This is a genomic window from Anaerocolumna sp. MB42-C2 (assembly GCF_030913705.1).
Taxonomy (GTDB): Bacteria; Bacillota; Clostridia; order Lachnospirales; family Lachnospiraceae; genus Anaerocolumna.
In genome coordinates this window covers 1,163,858-1,184,557 of the sequence record NZ_CP133190.1, presented here as the reverse complement: position 1 = coordinate 1,184,557, position 20,700 = coordinate 1,163,858, and the positions used below count along the sequence as shown (strand labels likewise).

Here is a 20,700-nt window from a genome sequence, read left to right as displayed (position 1 = left end):
TTATCTGCTAAATAAACGGGTTATAATCGGCTCTTAGTTTGGGTGGGTTATTCATATCAGATTTATCATTCCAATTGTAAGTGGCTGCAACGAGGCTTACGGCAGTTTATTACCGGCAGCTCTGTAGATCTCATACCATTCCTGTCTCGTTAACTCTACATTGGATGCGTTACAGATATCTTTCAAACGTTTTGCGTTGGTGGTTCCTACGATAGTTTGTATTTTAGCAGGATGTCTTAAGATCCAGGCCACAGCGATAGCAGAATTAGTAACACCCTTTGCTTTTGCAATTTCGTCAATTTTTTGATTTAATTCAGGAAATTTCTCATTATTTAAAAATACACCTTCAAAGAATCCATATTGGAAAGGAGACCATGCCTGAATTGTAATATTTTTAAGTCTGCAGTAATCAAGGATGCTGCCGTCTCTAACAATAGAGCTGTCGATTTTCATATTTACATTAAGTCCGGCATCAATCATTCCTGTATTAGTTATGCTGAGCTGTAATTGATTCGCTACAATTTTTTGATTTAGATAAGAGCTTAACAGTTCTATCTGCATAGGATTTTGATTACTTACACCAAAATTACGCACCTTTCCGCTGCTGAGCAATCGATCAAAAGCTTCCGCAACCTCTTCCGGTTCGACTAAAGTATCAGGTCTGTGAAGCAGCAACACGTCAATGTATTCGGTATTCAGACGTTTTAAACTACCATCTACCGCTTCTAATATATGTTCCTTTGAAAAGTCGAAGAAACCTGGTCTGATCCCGCATTTTGTCTGAATTATTAACTTTTCACGGTCAATTTTATTCATATCCACTGCTTTAGCAAATAATTCTTCCGATTTACCGCCTGCATAGATATCGGCATGATCAAAAAAGTTAATTCCCTCATCTACCGCAGTCTGAATTAAATTAGCCGCATCTTTATCTGATAAATCAGCGATTCTCATACAACCTAATGAAATTTCAGAAGCAAGAACAGCTCCGTTTGACATATTTATTGTTTTCATAATATACCTCTTTTCCTGGATTATAATTTAGTTTTAGATATTTTTTGTATTGATAATCCATGTTTTGATTATATATCCTAGAGGTAGCTCTAGGTCAAGGGTTTTTAAATATTTTGAACATTTTCATTGATTTTTTAGGTAACATTTCTATCTGAAAAATAAATGGCAGCTGGAAGATTTATTAAATTTTTCATTCTATTATTCACTTTAAGGATTTATAGCATATAATAGTAACAAATTTAAGATGTGAGGTATTGCTTGGTAAATATTATGTTTACAAATGAAGTGGTTTTCGAGCACCGGTTTTGGCTTCAGATTTTGGGGGATCATGCAAGATTTATTTTTTATTCTCTTGCTCCGAATGAAATTGAACCCATAAAAAAAGCAAAACAGTATATGGATAAGTATGATGAGTTACTGGCGAAAGCAAGAGAGCAGCTTACACAATCTGAACTGGATCAATTAAACCAAAAGGCATATGAACTTACATACGAATTTCGTAAATTTAAATTAGAACTTATGGCGCTTACCTTGACGAATGATATAAAAGTACATTTACCCACTTCCTTTTATAACCATATGATTAATGAACTGGAGGAATATATATTAGTACTTGTTGCAGCCTCAGAAGGAGAGAATCCGATCTTTCATCCGATCCATTACCATCTTAGGTGGTTATCCGATGCGGTGGGGCACGCAGCCAGCGTAGCTGCGAATATGGATGAAGTTGAGAAGGACATGATAGAAGAAAGCACGTGGTACGAAAAAGAATTTACTGATTTGTTTATGAAATCAGTTCAGGTAGAAGGATATCTTCGTACCGGATTAGATAATTTTCCATCTTTAGAACGTTTAAATGAACAGACAGTAAATACTATGGTACCTTTTATGGAACTGTTGGAAGAGATTATGGCATTACGAACAGATGGGCGGCTGTTAGGGACTTTAATGCCGCTGATGGCCGACCATATGGCAAGAGAAGAATGTTACTATTTAAGGAAATTATCCCAAATAGCAAAAACAGCAAAACCGGATTGTGACCCGGCCAAACCAAGGATTGAATGATGAAGAAAAATGTACTATATTTGATACGGTTGTAAGGCGTTCATAATGAACTTGTTTCTTGTGAACGCCTATTAAATCGTACTTCTTCTTTTTGGATAAAATTCATTTAGCAAATTCATATAATCAGGTAATTTTTTTAAATCGGGTTCTGAAAATTCAAAAGTAATACCATTGCATTTTTCGATAAATTTATTGTCTATGGAATATGTCTTTCTGAATCTGCATTTTCCGCCCTTATCATTATGACAATGATTACATTTGCCGTATTCCCCTGTAAAAACGTCTTTTATATATTTAGGTGAATGTTCAATATGATCACGGTGATTGTCAATATTATTAAAAAAAAGCCGAAGTACAATGCTATCTTCCCTGATATAGATACGTGCAACAACTTTTTTGCTTTTTATACCAATCCTGGAATAAATAATCATATATTTACCCCAACAATAGCCACTGCCAATATTACCTCCGAAACCGTAACCGAGTTTTGAAATCTCATTATTAAAAGCAATAATAAACTTCTTGTTTTCATCTGATATAAAATTAAATCGTTCTTCTGCTAATATAGTTTTCATTTATTCATTCCTTTTATAGTTTGCTTTTACAACTATTTATTTTGTATTGGTCTAATACAAATAACAAGAAATACAAATCAGCTATTTTTTAGCTTAATTGGTATAAATGTCTCCATTTGTGCCCAGCCTTGAGCTTTAATAATTTCAGCCGGGGTAATAATATGACCCATAGCATAATGGTTTGCTCGAACATCCATTTCAATAATATCCGAAGTTTCGATATAGTTTAAGGCTTCATGATATAATTTTTCATTTGTTGCTTCGTCACCATCTTTATAGGTATAAGTCAAATAGCAACCGCCATCAAAATTAATTACCTCATTTCCGCCGTCCTCCATATCCTCGCTCAGTGCCCATATCCATACCATGCCTTGTTTCTCTTCATCAAAATATAAAAAATCACGCGGTAAAAAACTATCCCTGTCTGATGGCTTGATAGCTGAAAAATATTTATCGAATTTACCTAAAACACCGGTGGGTGAGAAATCAAAATTCTTATCTACACCTGATGAAGCCGCCTTGAATGCCGGCAATGATATTATCCTAAATTCCATATTAAAACCTCCACTTTTTATTTAATTGCAACCTTATTTAAGTTATTGTGGCAAAGATATTAAATCCTCTAAGATATCATAGACGAATATTAACCTACAATATGTTCGGTGTTTTCTTCAATAGTAACGGTTCAGTCCATATGCAGGACAGGACAAGTTCTGGTATGAATAAATGTGCTTTAGTAATATTTTATGTATTCTCATTTGATGATGTTAGATCTAAGGTCAAGCGAGATGATTCCATTGATATTTCTTGAAGCAACAAACAAAATATTGTCTTCAATAAAAGTACGTCCTGACAAAGAGAGAGGGATATTTATAGATCCCACAAATTCCAGTGTTTCCTTATTCCAAAATGATATTTCGCTACATGGATAGGAAATTGTAATAAAGAAATTATTATAGATACCTACGCAGTCGAACATTCTTTTATGAACATTTCGTTTATTGGTTATACATGTCCTATGCTCTAGGTCCACAAAATAAAGTGTTTTATCCTGCCCGGCAGCATATACCTTATTCTTCTGTAAAGAAATGCTTCCAATATTTTGTTTACCAAGTATCATAGAGGTCATAGGTTCCATTTTTATTTTATCAATTAACAGCAGATTCCCCTCAACATTTCCGCCTATTAAAACATTGCTATAAACTTTTATATCCCAAATACTGCTTGAAGATACATGATATACGCCTTTTATGGTAAGGTTACTAAGTTCAATAACAATGATTGAACCATTTCTTATACAAGCATAGATATTAGTTTCATCCATTGTCATGCCGCAAATATCTGTGCGTAAATCTGTTCCTAATTGGAAAGTAGATACACAGGAATAATTATTCTTATCCAAGATATATAGAGTGTAGAAATCTCTAATGATTAATAACTCGTGATTGGATATTAAGTTTCTGGAGAATCCTTCCTTTTTGAAAAGCTTTGTGGAATACACTATTTCTTTTGTTTGTTTATCTATTTTAAAAACACTGTCATTGGAAATACAATCAATAAACTGGTTATCAACACGAAAGCCGGTAACACATTTGTTCATAGTAATGAAGTAATTCAAAAGCTGCCTCCTCATAAGAATATTAATTCTCGTATATACTGGTTAAACAATTTATTTCTTTTCTTAGTTTTATGACCATTTCTTGTAACTCTCCCGTGTCCGGACGATAGGAGTCTTTGAATAATTCCTCATCCGGTAATCTCCAGATAGGAGCATTTGCGGGGGCATCACCTATAACTCTTGGTATTAAGTGCCAATGAACATGGCTGTCAAGATTTCCTAACATGGCATGATTCATCTTATCTGCCTTAAATGCATGAAAAACAGCTTCTGAGACAATACTCATCTCTTCCAGATGTTTTATCCTATATTCGTAGGGCATGGAATGAAGCTCGGTAACATGCATTTTACATAAGAAACAAGTATAACCTTTATACTTCTGATAATCTCCAAGAACAACATAACCGGTATTTAGTTCCGTAACAAAATATGGATTTGTTCCGTTTTTAATCATTTCAATTCTCTCACAAATAAGGCAGCCCATATCCTTTTCCTTTCTAAATAAAAGAAAAATTAATATAAAACAATAAAATGCAGTTCAATAAATAGACAGTAAAGTAATTGTTAAAGTAATTGATAAAGTAATTATTGAAGTGATTAGTTAAATTAATAAATTAATATAAAGGTATTATAATAGATATAAACATTATAATACAAAATTTACCATCTATCAACATGAAATCCCAATTTCATTTGAGGGAAATTAATATACAGAATTATTTATTCAAATATTTTATGTCTAGAGTTACTTTTAAGCTTATCGCCTGTTTTTTATCCTGTCATACAAAAAGGAAATTGAAATCGCTAGAATAATTACACCAATCAAGGTTTCTGTCATAACCAACTCGCGGACCAAAGAAGAATTAGGCAGAATGTCTCCATAACCTAAAGTAGTAATAGTTACCGCACTAAAATATAAAAAGTCGATGAAAGGGTATTTAAACTTACATTGGGTCTCATAATTGTAGATAATATCAATTGCACGGTCCAAATAATTAATGGAGTTGGAGATAAATAATTTTCCATAATCCAGTGAAGCAAATTTATTGTCATTTCCCGTAAAAGTCCAATTCTCATTTGACAGATCCAAATCATTTTCCTTTATCCAGATAAAGAAATCATGCTGTTTTTTAACTAACATAGAATAAACCTGCGGGAGATAAACTAAATCCTTTGAGGATATAATATTAATAGTGTCAGTAGGAATGGTGTAGATACTGAACATGATTTTAACGTATTTTGTATTATCCATAACAACCTGATTCCTTGCAATAACTTCAGCGCTGCAGAAATTAAAACCCTGTGATTTCCATTTGGCTATGTAATAATTTGCCCAGTTTACTCCAATTGGATTAATACCGGCAGAAGACAGATTAAAAGTGATAAGCGGACTGTCATTTTTCGTTAACTTAGTCAAAATAAAATTCTTATCATAATTAAGAAATAAATCTTTTGTAATATTTTGATTGATATTAATTTTAAGTTCTTTTTGGAATTCTATAATTTTAGTTTGCAAGAGGATATCTTCATGAAATACAAAAGATTGTCCGTTGGAATTATTAGCAATATAACAATAGAGATAACCAAATAAGAACCAGGTTATTGTATAGGTAATGATACAAATAATTCCGCCATGATGTTTAATTAATCCGGTTAAAGTTTTCATTACAGCTCCTGTGCCTGTTTTTTATCATATTGGGTAAGAAAATTAAGAAGCCCAATAAGATTAAGAATTATTTAAATATACGGAGTGAACTGTAATTATAGTATTCTTTTATGGAAGATGGGCAAAAAGAAATCCAGAATGCCTTTCTGGAATTAGAACATTTTCGTGTACTGTCAAAGAGTCAAAAAAACTTTGTACGGCTTAAATAAAGCAGTACAAAGTTTTTTTATTTAATTAACCGTTTTATCCTGAAATGATTTCCAAAAGTTGCCGTCATAATCTATAATATCATGCAGTTGTTCGAAAGAAATTTCAAATTCGGGAAATCCGGCAGCATATGGGGCAATTTCATAAGGATAAAAGTAAATAACGAGAGAATCTTCCGTTAATTTAAAATATTGATTTTCAGAGATTCCTTTAAAACTATCCGGGAATATAAAAGAATCTTCCGATTTACTTTGCTCCTGGATCTTGGTGTTGATGATTTCATTAATTTTCTTTGCGTAATCCGTGTTCTCTTTAAATAGATCACTTAAATCATAAAATTCGCCGGTATTTATATCAATGAAATAATAATCGCTGCTTGGCATACCATGGGCAGCACCAAAGGGATAATCGTAACCGGTTTTATTTATGATCAATAAATCTTTCCTTAATTCCGCACTAAATGTATCCGCTATAGATGTTTTATCTTCTTCTTTACTGTTTGCTCTGGGATCCGTAAATAGTTTATATAATCTGCCATTTACTGAGGCTTGAAGCGTTTCATTTTTAAAACCCTCAATATTAGGATAATAAACATATACATACTTATTTGGTTTAAACTTCAATTCTTTTACAGTAATTTCGGGCGAGAGAGTCTGAGTGCGGTCATTCTGCCAGACGACAGTTCCGTCTTTTCTCATATAGACAAGGTCATCGTCGATTTCCGCCTTAATAATATCCCCGAATAAAGTGAGAGTTCCTCTGCCCTCCATTTTGGGTAAAGAGATTGCTTCTTTACCTTTCTTATCTACAAAATAAGTATATTGACTATTCGTTGCAGATGCGTAACCATTATGAAATTCACTCAAATCATAGAATACATAATCGGTTAACTGTTTTCCGGTTTTATCAAAAATTGCTGCAGGTTCTGTTGTTAAAGTTCCATTCGAGTCCAAAGATGGATCTTTTATGGCAAATAAATCATCTCCCAGATACTTAATTTCGTTATAAATCGGTTTAAATATTTCTTCACCTTTATAAGTTACAACGCCGACTTTTCCATCCTTATCGCCCGAATAAATAATATAACCATTTTTAAAATCAACGACAGAATTATATTTTTTATCTAACTGATAAGTTTCTAAAACATTTCCGCTTTTATTAATAAGGGCATAGTTACCTATATCAGTTTCTACAAGAGCTGTATTGTCTTTCTTAAAATCATCTGCCTGTAAATAAACCGGATCAATTATTACATTTCCGTTTGTATCGATATACCCCTCCTTGAAAGTACTGCCCGATAATTTCGAAAAAACAGCGGCTCCGTTGCTGTAAGGCTTAATCAAATAATCACTTTCATATATAATACTGCCGCTTTGGTCTATTACTTTATAATCCCGGGATGCAGTGATAACTGCATAACCGTCTTTAAAATCAGTAACATAGGAATAACCGGGCTGGATAATAAAGATTCCGTTTTCATCAATAAATCCATATTGTTTTTCTCCGTTTACATATTCATACGCGGGGTAAAGGTTCGTTGAACTGGAAGGGACAGGAACGTCCGTTGTCTCCTGTGTTTCGATTCTGTTCTTCATGATCTGCGGTGCTTCTGTTATTACTTCTGCGGATTTAATATTTTTATTTAATGAGTTGGTCGGTATATTGTGTTTAAAGCAACCTCCCGATACTGCCAAAACGGTTAGCAGAGTAAGGGCTGCCAGAGAAAATCTGTAAGGTTTCATGGGGTAATCCTCCTGGATAATACATTAACAATGAATCATAAAATAATTTATCAGAAGTAACTTTTCAAACTACTGAAAAAGGCGCGATTTAGCGCCATACATCGGAATATAGGAACGCGGTTATGCTCGTATATGTGCACTATTCATTATAACATATAGATTTTCTCATAGGAGTTTATTAACTAAATTTAAGGAAATCGTATTATTTATGTAATTATTAAGTTTGTCCCGGTAAGTAAGCACTACAATTTTATTAAGGATTCGTTGGGAGTACAGCCAAAACATTTCTGAAAAGCACGGTAAAAGGTACGGGTACTGTCAAATCCGGAAGCTAATGCAATGTTTGTTATGGTTGTATTTTTCTCGCGAAGTAACTCTAAGGCGTGTCGGCACCTTAAACCATTGATATATTCCACTAACTTGCAGTCAAAAAATTCATTAAAAATATGAGAAAAGCGACTTGGGCTGTAGCCAAAATGCTCCGAGATTTCTACTAATTTCATTGGCTTTAGGTAGTTATCCTGGAGATAGATTAAAATTTCCTGAGCCAGAGATATCATTTTCGTATCCGTAATATCAACGAGTCCCACATGATTAATTAAAAGCCCTAAAAACACGTAAATATAACCTTTCAATATATTTTCAGAAGCAGAATGGTTCATGGATTTTGTTATATTACATAATGAATCCAGACAGTGTTTTAGTTCTACTTCAAAAGGAGGATTTTCTACCATTAGGTTAGCAAAAGTTTTTTTCGAAAACGTTGATTTATAAGACGGAATGGAGTCCAGCGGTATAATGCATATATATGCGCTTGAATAGAAGTCTGTCGCATAACTGTGAATATAATAGCTTGGAATAATTAAAAAGTTATTTTGCTTTACAAGATAAACCTGACCGTTTAAGGTGATTTTTAATTCACCTGCTGTTACATAAATGATCTCTATACTGCTATGAAAATGGGGCCAGTAATGATTATTATCCACTTTCCAGCATACAATCTGATTAAAATTGTCCCGGATATATTCATAAGAAAAATTATTTTTCATAAGTCCTCCAATTTACAGCATTTTTTGACACTGATATACCATTAAGTGACATGACATATTTTTATAATATTATTATAATCATAATATCATAAAATTACAATTGCAAAAGTGTGGAGGCATAAGTGAAAGAATTCACTTTCAACCACAGAAATTTGTGTCTGCGTAACCAAAGTGTACAAACACACTTGGCACAAATTTCAGATGCGCATAAAAAACGCGCAGGAATGGAGGAAATAATGGAGAAGTTAAAAGTAGGTATTATAGGATGCGGCGGAATTGCCAACGGTAAACATATGCCGGCAATCAAAAGTGCCGGTTATGCAGATATGGTAGCATTTTGTGACATAATTGAAGAAAAAGCAGTCAAAGCGTCTAAGGAATTCGGAACAGAAGATGCGAAAGTTTTTACTAATTATAAAGAATTATTGAAGGAAGATTTAGATGCAGTATATGTATGTACTCCAAATCGTTCCCATGCGGCTATTACGGTTGATGCACTTCATGCCGATAAGCATGTTATGTGTGAAAAACCGATGGCAATTAATTATAAAGAAGCCTGTGCCATGGTAGATGCAGCCAAGGAAACAGGTAAAATCCTTACAATCGGTTACCAGAACCGTTACCGCAGTGACAGCCAGTACTTAAAAAAGGAATGTGAAGAGGGTGTATTAGGCGATATCTATTATGCCAAAGCTAAGGCAATCCGCCGTCGTGCCGTTCCTACCTGGGGAGTTTTCTTAAATGAATATGAACAGGGCGGTGGTCCATTAATTGATATAGGAACTCATGCACTGGACTTAACTCTCTGGACAATGAACAACTATAAGCCTAAATATGCAGTTGGTACAACCTATCACAAGCTGAATCAGGATACGGACCAGGGGAATGCCTTTGGACCTTGGAAGCCGGAAGAATTCAGTGTAGAAGACAGTGCCTTTGGTTTCATCGTTATGGAAAATGGTGCAACGATTACTTTGGAGTCCAGCTGGGCCCTAAATACCTTGGATGTATTGGAAGCAAAAACTGTATTATGCGGAACCAAAGCAGGTGCTGATATGCAGGATGGTCTTCGCATTAACGGTGTAAAACATGACAGACAATTTGTTACAAAACCTAATTTGGAAGCAGGCGGAGTTGCTTTTTACGAAGGGCAGGATGCATCTCCTCAGGTAATAGAACAAACGATATTTGCCAATGCTATCTTGGGTAAAGGTGAAATAACTGTATTACCGGAACAGGCGGCGGTAGTTACCAGAATTCTGGAAGCTATTTATGAGTCTGCTAAAACAGGAAAACCGGTATATTTTGATTAGAATATACAATTTAGCATAGTTTAAATTTTGATAATTATGATTAAGAGGTGTATTACAATCAAAGGGGACTTGAAAGCAATTGAAGTGTTAAAGAGTACTAGTATTTTTGAAAGCCAGCAGATAGAAGTGTATTAGGCTTAATTATAAGCCGCAGCAGCGGCAGATGGAGGATTATATGAAGATAGGATTACAGCTGTATACCATAAGAGACACTTATGAAAATGCCGATGAATTTAAGGCAAATATCAAAAAGGTAAAAGAATTAGGTTATGATGGGGTTGAATTTGCCGGATATGCCGGAATGGCTGCAGAAGATTTAAAAGCATTTCTTGATGAGATTGGATTGGAAGCTATTTCAAGCCACCATGGATTAAATGATCTGGAATTCAAACTGGATGAGCTGGTTAAATATAACAAAACATTGGGCTGTAAATATATGGTTTGCGCATTTGCACCAACCGGTAATAAAGAAGAAGTGGATCACGTGGTTAAAGTAATGAGTGCTGCTAAGAAAACAGTTGCAGAGAGCGGTATGGAATTATTATATCATAATCATTCCCACGAATTTAAGATTCTGGAAGACGGCAGTATTCCGTTAGCGTTAATCGGAGACAGCTGTAATTTGGAATTAGATACTTTCTGGGTATTTAATGCAGGAGTAGAACCTTGTACTTTTATTCGTGATAATACGGATGTTATTTCACTGATACATTTAAAAGACGGAAGCTTTGAAGGAGTGCCTTGTGCAATTGGAGAAGGTTTCAACAATATAAAAGGAATCAGAGAAATGTCAGCAAGAATCGGTATGGAGTGGCTGATTGTTGAAAATGATAAACCAACACCGGATGGACTGTCCGACGTAGGAAGAAGTATTCGCTATTTAAAGGGCTGATTACATGATGCAACGTTAATTGACTTTTGGAATAAATTTTCTATTAGAGCATTAACAATTTAAAATTTAGGGGCTGCCGTGACAGCCCCATTTCTTTATTATACAGAAAAAGCTTGACCGGGCAGTAAATAATTATGATAAAGGTTTTCTGCAAAGTTTATGATTCAATTTCATGAATTACAATCTTAGAATTGACAAATTTATAAGATATGTATATATTAAATGTTAGACATCTAACAAAGGAGTGAATGAAATAATGTGTCCTAATAGAAACAAAGAGGATAGAGAAGATAATGGAATTCTAATCCAAAGGCTTGCCAAAAATATGAAATATCTGGCAGATGAGAATTTATCTAATCATAATATTACAATTGAACAGGTTAAGATATTACGGTTTCTAAGTGAGAGCCCGGGTTCTTACGCCTACCAGAAAGATATCGAGCAGAATTTTGCAATCAAACGTTCATCCGTAACCAATATACTTCAGAATATGGAGAAAAGTGAACTGGTTGAACGAATCGGGGACGAATCTGATGGGAGGATTAAAAGAGTGCTCCTGACAGAAAAGGGATCGAAACTGTCTAAAACCTTAAAGGATTTTATCTGTAAACTTGAATTAGTAATCGTTAGCGATATGTCAGGTGATGAGAAAGAATTATTTAATAAATTATTGAAAAAGAGTCTGAATAATGTCAGCAAATTATTCAGGTAATGAAGTGAGGTTAGTAGGCCGCCATAGCGGCAGATGGAGGTTATTATGGTTAAAAAGCTAGCTGTTTGTATCGGTGAATATAAGAAATATGCCATTCTTACACCTGTTGTAATGGTAGGGGAAGTTATGATGGAAATTTTAATTCCTTTTGTTATGGCGAAAATTATTGATATTGGTATATTGGGAAACGGTGGTATCACTTATATTATTAGAATGGGAATTATAATGATATCCATGGCGTTAATATCCCTGTGTTTCGGTGCGGTAGGAGGAAAATTTGCAGCGATTGCCGGAATGGGGTTTGCAAAGAACTTAAGAAAAAAGCTCTTTGATAAAGTGCAGGATTTTTCTTTTGGCAATGTAGATAAATTTTCTACACCCTCTCTTGTGACCAGGCTGACAACAGATGTAACCAATACACAAAATGCATTTATGATGCTGATACGTATGGCCGTCCGTGCACCAATCATGTTAATCGGGGCTACTGTCATGGCAATCATTATGAGCGCAGAGTTATCTATTGTATTTTTAATAGCGATTCCTTTTTTGGGAATTGCACTTTACATAATTATGTCGAAAGCACATCCGAGATTTGTTGCTATGCTTAAGCTTTATGACAGAATGAATTCCGATGTACAGGAAAATCTGGTTGGAATACGGGTCGTAAAGGCATTTGTAAGAGAAGCTTACGAAAAATCCAAATTTCAGAATTCTGCTGATGCCGTGCGTAAAGCCCAGGTCAGAGCTGAAAAATTAATCATCTTAAACGGTCCTGTTATGCAGTTGAGTATGTATGGCTGTATTCTGGCTGTTTTATGGTTTGGCGGAAATATGGTTATGAAAGGTGACTTTGAGATTGGGCAGATATCTAGTTTTATTAATTATATCACTCAGATTTTAATGTCGCTTATGATGATCTCCATGATTTTTATTATGCTTGTTATCTCAAGGGCATCCATGACCCGTATTGTAGAAGTATTGGATGAAGAGATTGATATTAAAGATAATAATACCGGTTCACATAATAAAGTAGAAGATGGATCCATCGAATTTAACCATGTATCCTTTAGTTATGCAAAAGATAAAGATAATTTAACTTTAAGTGATATTAATCTTCGCATTAATTCCGGTGAAACAATTGGAATTATCGGTGGAACCGGTACTTCCAAATCTACTTTGGTCAGCCTTATTCCCAGATTATATGATGTACTGGAGGGAGAAATCAAAGTCGGTGGTATAAATGTAAAAGATTATGCATTGGAGACTTTAAGGAATGAGGTCGCTATGGTTCTCCAGAAAAATGTACTATTCTCAGGAACAATAAGGGAAAATTTAAAATGGGGTAATGAAGCGGCAACGGAGGAAGAAATAATCAATGCCTGTAAGGCAGCACAGGCTTACGATTTTATAATGTCATTTCCCGATGGTTTTGAGACGGACCTGGGACAGGGCGGTGTAAATGTGTCCGGCGGGCAAAAACAAAGATTATGTATTGCCAGAGCGTTACTGAAAAAGCCGAAGATTATTATCCTTGATGATTCCACCAGTGCAGTTGACACTGCTACTGACAGTAAAATCCGTCAGGCATTTAAGGATACATTATCAGATACAACAACAATTATCATTGCACAGAGAATTTCCTCTGTATGTGAGGCGGATCGTATTATGGTGTTGGATGACGGTAAAGTAGATGCTTTTGGAAGTCATGAAGAATTGATGAAAAACAATAAGATTTACAGGGAAGTATATGAATCACAGCAGAAAGGGGATGAGTAAAATGCCGGGACCGATGAGAGAATTAAAACCGGGTAACAAACCTAAGAATGTAGGACGTTCCCTAAAACGTATTTTTGATTATATGGCGGAATATAAATTACAATTAGTACTGGTATTATTTTTTATACTTTTAAGTGCCAGTGCCCAGATTATCGGCACATCTTTTTTAAAATCAGTCATTGACAGCTATATCGAACCATTGGCAAAAAACTATGACAGTGCTTTGTTTATCGGATTCATTAAGACTCTTTGTATTATGGGTTTGATCTTCCTTAGTGGTGCGATATCGACTTATCTTTTCAGCAGAATTATGTTAAATATTTCTACAAAGACCCTATATAAAATAAGGGTGGATTTATTTGATAAGATGGAATCCTTCCCCATTAAGTATTTTGATACCCATACCCATGGAGATTTGATGAGCCGTTACACCAATGATACGGATACCATTCGAGAAATGTTAAGTAACAGTGTAGCTAATTTTATATCTTCTGCAATTACTGTGACCGGTGTTTTTATTATGATGGTTATGTTCAGCTGGCAGCTTACGATTTTAGTGGTCTGTATGTTATTTATCATGTTAAAGGTTATTAAAAAAATCGGCGGAAAAAGCGGTATGTATTTTAAGAATCAGCAGATGAAGCTTGGAAAAGTAAATGGTTTTATAGAAGAAATGTTTGAGGGACAAAAGGTTGTAAAAGTATTTTGTCATGAGGAAACCTCCAAAGCCCAATTCGAAAAATTAAATGATGAATTGTGTGAAGCAGCTACGAATGCCAATACCTTTGCTAATATACTAATGCCGATTATGGGTAACCTATCGCATATTCTTTATGCCTGTACCGCAGTTTTCGGCGGGGTACTTGCAGTTATGGGTTCCATATCCTTAGGTACGGTGGTTGCATTTTTACAGTATACGAGAAGTTTTTCACAGCCGATCACCCAGATATCCCAGCAGTTAAATTCCGTATTATCCGCCCTTGCAGGAGCCGAAAGAATCTTCAATATGATTGATGAAAGTCCTGAAGTTGATGACGGATATGTGACTTTGGTTAATGCCAGAATAGATGCCTGTGGCAATATTTCAGAAGCGATGGAGCATACAGGAATCTGGGCCTGGAAACATCCGCATAAATCCGATGGAACCGTTACTTACACCCAGGTTAAAGGTGAAGTTACCTTTGATAATGTAGTTTTTGGTTATGAGGAAAACAAAACAGTTTTAAATGGAATCAGTCTGAATGCGAAACCGGGACAGAAAATTGCATTTGTAGGTTCAACCGGAGCCGGAAAAACAACCATAACTAATCTGATAAACCGTTTTTATGACGTACCGGACGGTAAAATACGTTATGATGGAATTAACATAAATAAAATCAAAAAGGATGACTTAAGGCTATCTTTAGCAATGGTATTGCAGGATTCACACCTGTTCACCGGAACAGTTATGGAAAACATACGCTACGGTAATCTAAAAGCAAGTGATGAAGAGGTAGTTGCAGCCGCAAAACTGGCAAATGCGCATTCTTTCATAAAACATCTGCCACAGGGGTATCAAACCATGTTAACTTCCGATGGTGCAAATCTTTCACAGGGCCAACGTCAGTTAATTACCATTGCAAGAGCAGCTGTTGCCGACCCTCCGGTACTTATATTGGATGAGGCAACCTCTTCCATAGACACCAGAACGGAAGCGTTGATTGAGAAAGGTATGGATAGTCTGATGGAGGGAAGAACTGTATTTGTTATAGCCCATAGACTTTCCACGGTCCGTAATTCACATGCTATTATGGTTCTGGAAAATGGTGAGATAATTGAACGGGGAAATCACAACGAGTTAATCGAACAGAAAGGAAAATATTATCAGTTATATACCGGTATGTTTGAATTATCTTAAGTTTTTAATCCTATGAAGTGCTTTGAACCTATAAAACCTATAAATCCAAAAAGTATTCATAACCGGAGGTACTAATACCGGTTGAATGAACGAATTAAGCGCAGACTAAGAGGAATAAGTACAGTGTAAAACCCCGGTACCAATACTCTTAGCCTGCGCTTCAAAATATTAGAATTTATAATTCGCATCCAATTGAATACCTCTTCCGGTACAACCATCTACTGGCTCGTTTCCTGCTGTCAGTTTAGGGCAGAATCCTCGGGATCATAATATTAGGTATTCAGCAGTCTTTAAAACCGGGTTGGGGTTTATCCCAGCGCGTTTGTTTTATAAATTATTTATAATATCGTTACTCCCTATTACCATACCGAAACGGTTATTCCAAATCTTGTAATAATAAAATTCACATATTTCTTTTGCGGTCATTAGAGGCTGGTCAAAGGTCGAAATGGCATCTTTGGCTATGATTAAATTAAAGCCATTCTCAAAGGCTACTTTAATGGAAGTATCAATACAATATTCGGTTTGCATTCCGGCTATGATTAATGTGGTAAATTCTTTTGTATCAAGATAATCCTGCATTCCGGTATCTTTAAATGCACTGTTGTAATTTTTATGAAATACTCTCTCTGTTCCGAGTGGTTTTATTTTATCATAAATCTGCCAGCCCTCCGTACCTGGGGCCAGATCTTCTTCTTTGTCACCATTATGCTGAACATAAATAATTTCGATATTTTTATCTCTGCAGCAGGAAATTAAATTTTCCAATGAATGAAGCATACCCTCTTCCTGGTAAGGGTGTTCTTTTACCAGTGCATTCTGGACATCGATTACTAACAAAGCAGTTTTTCCCATAATATTATCTACACTCCTTATGAATTTTTTAGCATTAGCTGCGAAACAACTTGCCTGTAACTATTAGGTTTCATAATTACCTGCTGTTTTGTTTCATCATTCCGGATTATATCATAATATTCGAAGAAATGCATCAATGTAAAGTAAAAATTATAAAAGGTTTCTACTGTTTCAGAAAGAATTTGTCTGAATTCCGGGAGAAAGTAAATATAGATATGGGACAAAATGGGAAAAACAGTTTGACAATATCTGGAATAAGAGATAAAATAATTTTAATAGTACTAAAATGAAAAAAAGGTGGTGAAACAGTATGGGAGATAAGAATCCAAAAAAAGCGCCTAAGAAAAAGGGATCAGAAAAATCTGGTGCACAAGCCTCTGTATCTTCAGGTACTAACAAAAAATCAAAATAGTAAATATAAAAAATTCCCTTGTATGAAAGGGAATTTTTTATATTGCAGGAACAAAAGTAAGAATATTAAAAATACTTATAAATGATTACATATAAATAAATATAGATAAATGAAGATCCATAAATAAATACAGATAATAAATACAGATAATAAATACAGATAATAAATACAGATAAATGAATACACATAAATAAATCCATATAACGAATAGATATAATGCATACTTTACATATTACTGGTAATAAATATCCATAATAAATTACTTGATTATTGGCAATGGTGAGAGGCTTTTAGGCCATAATGATAGGAGCAGTTATGAGAGAGAAAAAAATAAAACAGGCGATTGTAAGTATTACAAAAAATGAATCCGAGCAGAAAGCCCTGACAGAAGCTTTGGATTTATTACCGGTAAAGGATATTATAAGGGGAGGAGAAGTTGTAGTTATTACTCCGAACTGGGTGAATGATAAACCGCCTGAGAATGGTACTGTTGTAGGTCCTTATACTTTGCAGGAACTTATTAAATATGTGAAACGTTTTAATCCGAAAGAAATCATTATTGCCACCGGTTCAGGAGGAAAAGAAACCAGTGAGGTATTTAAAAACATTGGATATGATAAAGTTATAAAAGCAGAACAGGTGCAGTTTATTGATCTAAACTATGGACCTTATACCGATTTAGAGCTGGAGTTTTCTATTGTACCAAAAATAAAAATCAATACTCTGATTGACAGAATGGAGGTACTAATCAGTTTCAGTCAGCTAAAACAGCATGAAGAAGCTACGGTAACGGCTTCCGTTAAAAATATCGCATTGGGTTGGCCGCCGGCAGAAATCCATGGTTTCCCTAAGAAAAATTTAGGTATTCATGAAGATCTCCACGGCTTTATTGCTGCCATGGCTAAAAAAATACCAATTGATTTAGCTATAATCAGTGCAGATAAAGCAATGATTGGAACCGGTCCGTCAGATGGAAAAGCAGTGGATACCAAAGGACTGGTAATTGCTTCGACAGATGCGGTAGCAGCTGATGCAATTGGTGCACGTTTGTTAGGATTTTTACCCCAGGGAGTACAATATCTATATGCCTTGTCAAAAAGCCGGGTTGGAGAAACAGATCCCAGTCATATGATAATGAAAGGAATCGCTCTTAAAGAAGCAGAAAAAATTTTTTCAATGGCAGCTTATGGGCAGGAAGTTGTGCTTGATAAGGATAAAATAAAAGGTCTGCATGGTGACTGATATAGGATAAAAAGTTAATAATGTATAAGCATGCCTGCTAATATTGTTTCTTTATTTAACGTTTCTGAATCTGATGCTTTTGAGGTTTTAAGGTAATTTCCGATACCACCATACCCTCCCTTTGGCTCAGAATAAAATCTACGGCATTCGCGATCTCTTCCGGTTTGACATAGGTATCTTCTGATGGACCTTCACAAAAGGCAGAATTCCGGTAGAAATTCGTCTTTGTCATATCGGGGTGAATGGTGATTACTTTTACACCGTATTTTCTTACTTCATCATACAAGCTGTCTGAAAAGCTGGATAAGCCTGCTTTTGTAGCTCCGTATGCACATCCATGGGTATTGGATTTTTTAGCCGTAACAGAGGATATGTTTATGATATATCCTCTGAATTTTTTTAAATCTCTTAAAAGCAGCTGGGTTAAAACAAGAGGAGTCTCCAGATTTACCGTAACCATTTCATGAATTTTTTGGGGATTTAGTTCTTCGTGTGGGCCAAAATAACCGATACCGGCGTTGTTGATTAATATATGGATTTCCTCTGAGTTTTTTATTTCTTTTATTTTGGTTACTAATTCAGTAGACTTAGTAAGATCAAGGGGTACTTTGATAAAATCTTCTGCGGGTAAATTGATCTCTTTAAAATCCCTGCCTATTCCATATACCTTGTACTGTCTGCTGATTAATATTTTACTGATTTCAAGACCGATTCCGGAGGATGCCCCGGTTACAATTGCTGCTTTCATTACTGTGTTTCCTTCCATACATAAATATTTTTTTCAGGAATAAATCCTTTTACCAGGTTGTAGGTATAGGAAATCATCTCCTGGGACACCTGTTTTCCATAGTGGCATACTCCATTATCATTTTCGTAAGGATATTGGATAATAATAGAATTAGGCCGCTGTTTTCTCATCTGCTTCATATACTCATGAGAAACCCGGAATACCCCCAGACTTACGTCCTTTATTTTATCGGCAGATATCCCGGAAAAGACTGTATTTATCATATCTTCATATAATAATTTCCAATGCTTTTGATAAATCATCGGGTCAAAGCACAAACGGACAGAAAACCCTTTTGCCATAGCTTGCTTTATACATTTTAACCGTTCATCCAGAGCAGGGGTATGATGTTCACAATTTTTCTGTATGGAATCCGGTGTCAGGGTCCAGGCTAAAATAAAATTATTCAGAGGTTCAAGATTATTTAAAGCATGATAGTTCGCACTTTTTGTACGTAATTCTATAGTCAAATCAGGGTGAGTACCCACAAACTTATGCCATTCCTTTACATAACCTAATTTATTTTCCAATGCCAGTAAATCCGTATCATACGAGATACATAGATATACAGGATAACTTTTTAGTAAATTTTCTACTTCATTAAAAATATCTTCCAGATTTACAAAAATAACGAGATTGGCAGAGGGGTACATTCCTTGCAAATAACAATATTCACAGTCGTAATAACAGTTCATAACAGAGGAAGAATAATAAAAGTGCTGATTTCCAAAGTCCTGGCAGACCGGAGCCCCTTCATAAACATAGGGTTGTTTTTTTTGCGCGAGTATCAGATTGGGGGTTGTTTTTTGAAGTGAATAATTTTGATGTCCCCTGTTGAAAATATCTTTATAATGATTTATGAAAATATGCCTGGCATTCGGAAACTGTGAAAGAATCTCCCTGGTTTTCGGATGGGTTTTTACATCATTTTCAATATATATATGGGAAAAATAAGGATTATATAAATTTTTGCCTGAGTTGTTCAAAATACTTCTTCCCTTCTATCTTGGTTTTGCAGGGTAAAGCGTTATCCTTAATGAATTCCCTAATAGGCTCGATCAAGGTTCCCTCTTTTAATTTATAATATTTACAAAGTTGGATAAGCTGGTTTTCCATGGAAACGGATAAACATAAATCTTTACTCAGCGTTCCAAGATAAGCTTCTTCTTCCGGAGTAAGAGCGGAATTATTTTTATCAAATTCGGTTTTTATAGTTGCTGTCCAGTCTGTTATAAGCGGTATATTTCCTTTTATAAGTGCAGTAATTTTATCCGGAGTAATAGCTGCATTTGTTAAGTTATCGGATACTATTTTAAGGAAAAATATCTGATGGGGTTGATAAAAATAAGAGGCTGCCTGATAAAAACCGGCAGATTCCATATCAACAAGAGTAGCCTGATTAATAATGGTTTGATGAAGATCTATTTTACCTGCATCAGCTTGGTCAGTAAAAAAATTATCCGAACTCACAACAATCGGGCTGGATATAATGCTTCTTTCTTTAAAAGGGTGGGTATACAGGATATCCGGATAGAAAAAGCGTTTTGTTTCCCATTCCATTATTTGATTACATAAATATAGGGTTCCCGGGGTATCTTCCTTTAAAGAAGAGCCGCAGACTCCGATATTTACGAAGAGATCTTTCGGTGAGGGGTTAATCCGGGAGCATAAATAAGCCGTTCCGATAGCAGCATGGATGGCTCCTGATTTGGTTATTAAAAGCAGGATATCTTCATTCCTGAAAACCTGAACTTTTACAAAAGAATTATCTTTTTTTAAATGATAATATTCTATAAAAGGAAGCGCTTCACAATAAAGCGCGGTGGTGAGAATCAACATTAATTTTACCTTCTTTATACGTAAATATTAGTATAATTA

General features: G+C 35.0%; 19 protein-coding genes. 7 read left to right on the top strand and 12 right to left on the bottom strand.

What is annotated here, in order from left to right; genetic code table 11:
* Positions 1 to 96 precede the first annotated feature (96 nt).
* The gene (locus tag RBU59_RS05370) at positions 97 to 1,014 is read right to left on the bottom strand and encodes an aldo/keto reductase (RefSeq protein WP_308146852.1); all 918 of its coding nucleotides are present in this window, start codon (positions 1,012 to 1,014) and stop codon (positions 97 to 99) included.
* Positions 1,015 to 1,272: 258 nt separating this feature from the next.
* On the opposite strand from RBU59_RS05370, the gene RBU59_RS05365 reads away from it, so the two are divergent.
* On the top strand, positions 1,273 to 2,079 hold the full coding sequence (locus RBU59_RS05365; RefSeq protein ID WP_308146851.1) for a DUF2935 domain-containing protein: 807 nt from the start codon (positions 1,273 to 1,275) through the stop codon (positions 2,077 to 2,079).
* 71 nt (positions 2,080 to 2,150) lie between these two features.
* On the opposite strand, the gene RBU59_RS05360 is transcribed toward RBU59_RS05365, so the two are convergent.
* The 7 genes from RBU59_RS05360 to RBU59_RS05330 form a co-directional block, all read right to left on the bottom strand.
* Positions 2,151 to 2,654, bottom strand: coding sequence for a hypothetical protein (locus tag RBU59_RS05360; protein ID WP_308146850.1), 504 nt, complete (start codon positions 2,652 to 2,654; stop codon positions 2,151 to 2,153).
* 77 nt (positions 2,655 to 2,731) lie between these two features.
* Positions 2,732 to 3,208 (bottom strand): hypothetical protein, encoded by a 477-nt coding sequence (locus RBU59_RS05355; protein WP_308146849.1) that lies wholly within the window; start codon positions 3,206 to 3,208, stop codon positions 2,732 to 2,734.
* A gap of 200 nt (positions 3,209 to 3,408) precedes the next feature.
* Positions 3,409 to 4,272 (bottom strand): hypothetical protein, encoded by an 864-nt coding sequence (locus RBU59_RS05350; RefSeq protein ID WP_308146848.1) that lies wholly within the window; start codon positions 4,270 to 4,272, stop codon positions 3,409 to 3,411.
* Between the two features lie 22 nt (positions 4,273 to 4,294).
* Entirely contained in the window at positions 4,295 to 4,726 is a 432-nt protein-coding gene (locus tag RBU59_RS05345) for an HIT family protein (protein ID WP_308146847.1), read from the bottom strand.
* Between the two features lie 303 nt (positions 4,727 to 5,029).
* Positions 5,030 to 5,938 carry a potassium channel family protein gene (locus RBU59_RS05340; RefSeq protein WP_308146846.1) on the bottom strand — a complete coding sequence of 303 codons (909 nt, stop codon included), beginning with the start codon at positions 5,936 to 5,938 and terminating at the stop codon, positions 5,030 to 5,032.
* A 230-nt stretch (positions 5,939 to 6,168) separates the two neighbouring features.
* Positions 6,169 to 7,887 carry a WG repeat-containing protein gene (locus tag RBU59_RS05335; RefSeq protein ID WP_308146845.1) on the bottom strand — a complete coding sequence of 573 codons (1,719 nt, stop codon included), beginning with the start codon at positions 7,885 to 7,887 and terminating at the stop codon, positions 6,169 to 6,171.
* A gap of 242 nt (positions 7,888 to 8,129) precedes the next feature.
* Complete coding sequence (locus tag RBU59_RS05330) at positions 8,130 to 8,936, bottom strand: AraC family transcriptional regulator (protein WP_308146844.1); 807 nt, start codon at positions 8,934 to 8,936, stop codon at positions 8,130 to 8,132.
* Between the two features lie 236 nt (positions 8,937 to 9,172).
* On the opposite strand from RBU59_RS05330, the gene RBU59_RS05325 reads away from it, so the two are divergent.
* The 5 genes from RBU59_RS05325 (at position 9,173) to RBU59_RS05305 (ending at position 15,526) form a co-directional block, all read left to right on the top strand.
* On the top strand, positions 9,173 to 10,249 hold the full coding sequence (locus tag RBU59_RS05325; protein WP_308146843.1) for a Gfo/Idh/MocA family protein: 1,077 nt from the start codon (positions 9,173 to 9,175) through the stop codon (positions 10,247 to 10,249).
* A gap of 175 nt (positions 10,250 to 10,424) precedes the next feature.
* The gene (locus RBU59_RS05320) at positions 10,425 to 11,141 is read left to right on the top strand and encodes a sugar phosphate isomerase/epimerase family protein (RefSeq protein ID WP_308146842.1); all 717 of its coding nucleotides are present in this window, start codon (positions 10,425 to 10,427) and stop codon (positions 11,139 to 11,141) included.
* Positions 11,142 to 11,397: 256 nt separating this feature from the next.
* Complete coding sequence (locus RBU59_RS05315; RefSeq protein ID WP_308146841.1) at positions 11,398 to 11,853, top strand: MarR family winged helix-turn-helix transcriptional regulator; 456 nt, start codon at positions 11,398 to 11,400, stop codon at positions 11,851 to 11,853.
* A gap of 45 nt (positions 11,854 to 11,898) precedes the next feature.
* On the top strand, positions 11,899 to 13,629 hold the full coding sequence (locus tag RBU59_RS05310; RefSeq protein ID WP_308146840.1) for an ABC transporter ATP-binding protein: 1,731 nt from the start codon (positions 11,899 to 11,901) through the stop codon (positions 13,627 to 13,629).
* Positions 13,601 to 15,526 (top strand): ABC transporter ATP-binding protein, encoded by a 1,926-nt coding sequence (locus tag RBU59_RS05305; protein WP_330698485.1) that lies wholly within the window; start codon positions 13,601 to 13,603, stop codon positions 15,524 to 15,526. Before RBU59_RS05310 ends, RBU59_RS05305 begins: the two co-directional genes overlap by 29 nt.
* A 327-nt stretch (positions 15,527 to 15,853) precedes the next feature.
* On the opposite strand, the gene RBU59_RS05300 is transcribed toward RBU59_RS05305, so the two are convergent.
* A complete protein-coding gene (locus RBU59_RS05300) occupies positions 15,854 to 16,381 on the bottom strand; it encodes a cysteine hydrolase family protein (RefSeq protein ID WP_308146839.1) in 528 nt (175 codons plus the stop codon).
* Between the two features lie 727 nt (positions 16,382 to 17,108).
* On the opposite strand from RBU59_RS05300, the gene RBU59_RS05295 reads away from it, so the two are divergent.
* Positions 17,109 to 18,035, top strand: coding sequence for a DUF362 domain-containing protein (locus RBU59_RS05295; protein WP_308146838.1), 927 nt, complete (start codon positions 17,109 to 17,111; stop codon positions 18,033 to 18,035).
* A 55-nt stretch (positions 18,036 to 18,090) separates the two neighbouring features.
* Here the strand turns inward: RBU59_RS05295 and RBU59_RS05290 are convergent, their stop codons facing one another.
* The 3 genes from RBU59_RS05290 to RBU59_RS05280 are packed head-to-tail and all read right to left on the bottom strand — an operon-like array spanning position 18,091 to position 20,661.
* Complete coding sequence (locus RBU59_RS05290; protein ID WP_308146837.1) at positions 18,091 to 18,783, bottom strand: SDR family oxidoreductase; 693 nt, start codon at positions 18,781 to 18,783, stop codon at positions 18,091 to 18,093.
* Positions 18,783 to 19,808, bottom strand: a complete 1,026-nt coding sequence (locus tag RBU59_RS05285) for an SPL family radical SAM protein (RefSeq protein ID WP_308146836.1) — start codon at positions 19,806 to 19,808, stop codon at positions 18,783 to 18,785. Before RBU59_RS05285 ends, RBU59_RS05290 begins: the two co-directional genes overlap by 1 nt.
* Positions 19,780 to 20,661 carry a 5'-methylthioadenosine/S-adenosylhomocysteine nucleosidase family protein gene (locus RBU59_RS05280; protein ID WP_308146835.1) on the bottom strand — a complete coding sequence of 294 codons (882 nt, stop codon included), beginning with the start codon at positions 20,659 to 20,661 and terminating at the stop codon, positions 19,780 to 19,782. The genes RBU59_RS05285 and RBU59_RS05280 overlap by 29 nt, the downstream gene beginning before the upstream one ends.
* Positions 20,662 to 20,700 lie beyond the last annotated feature (39 nt).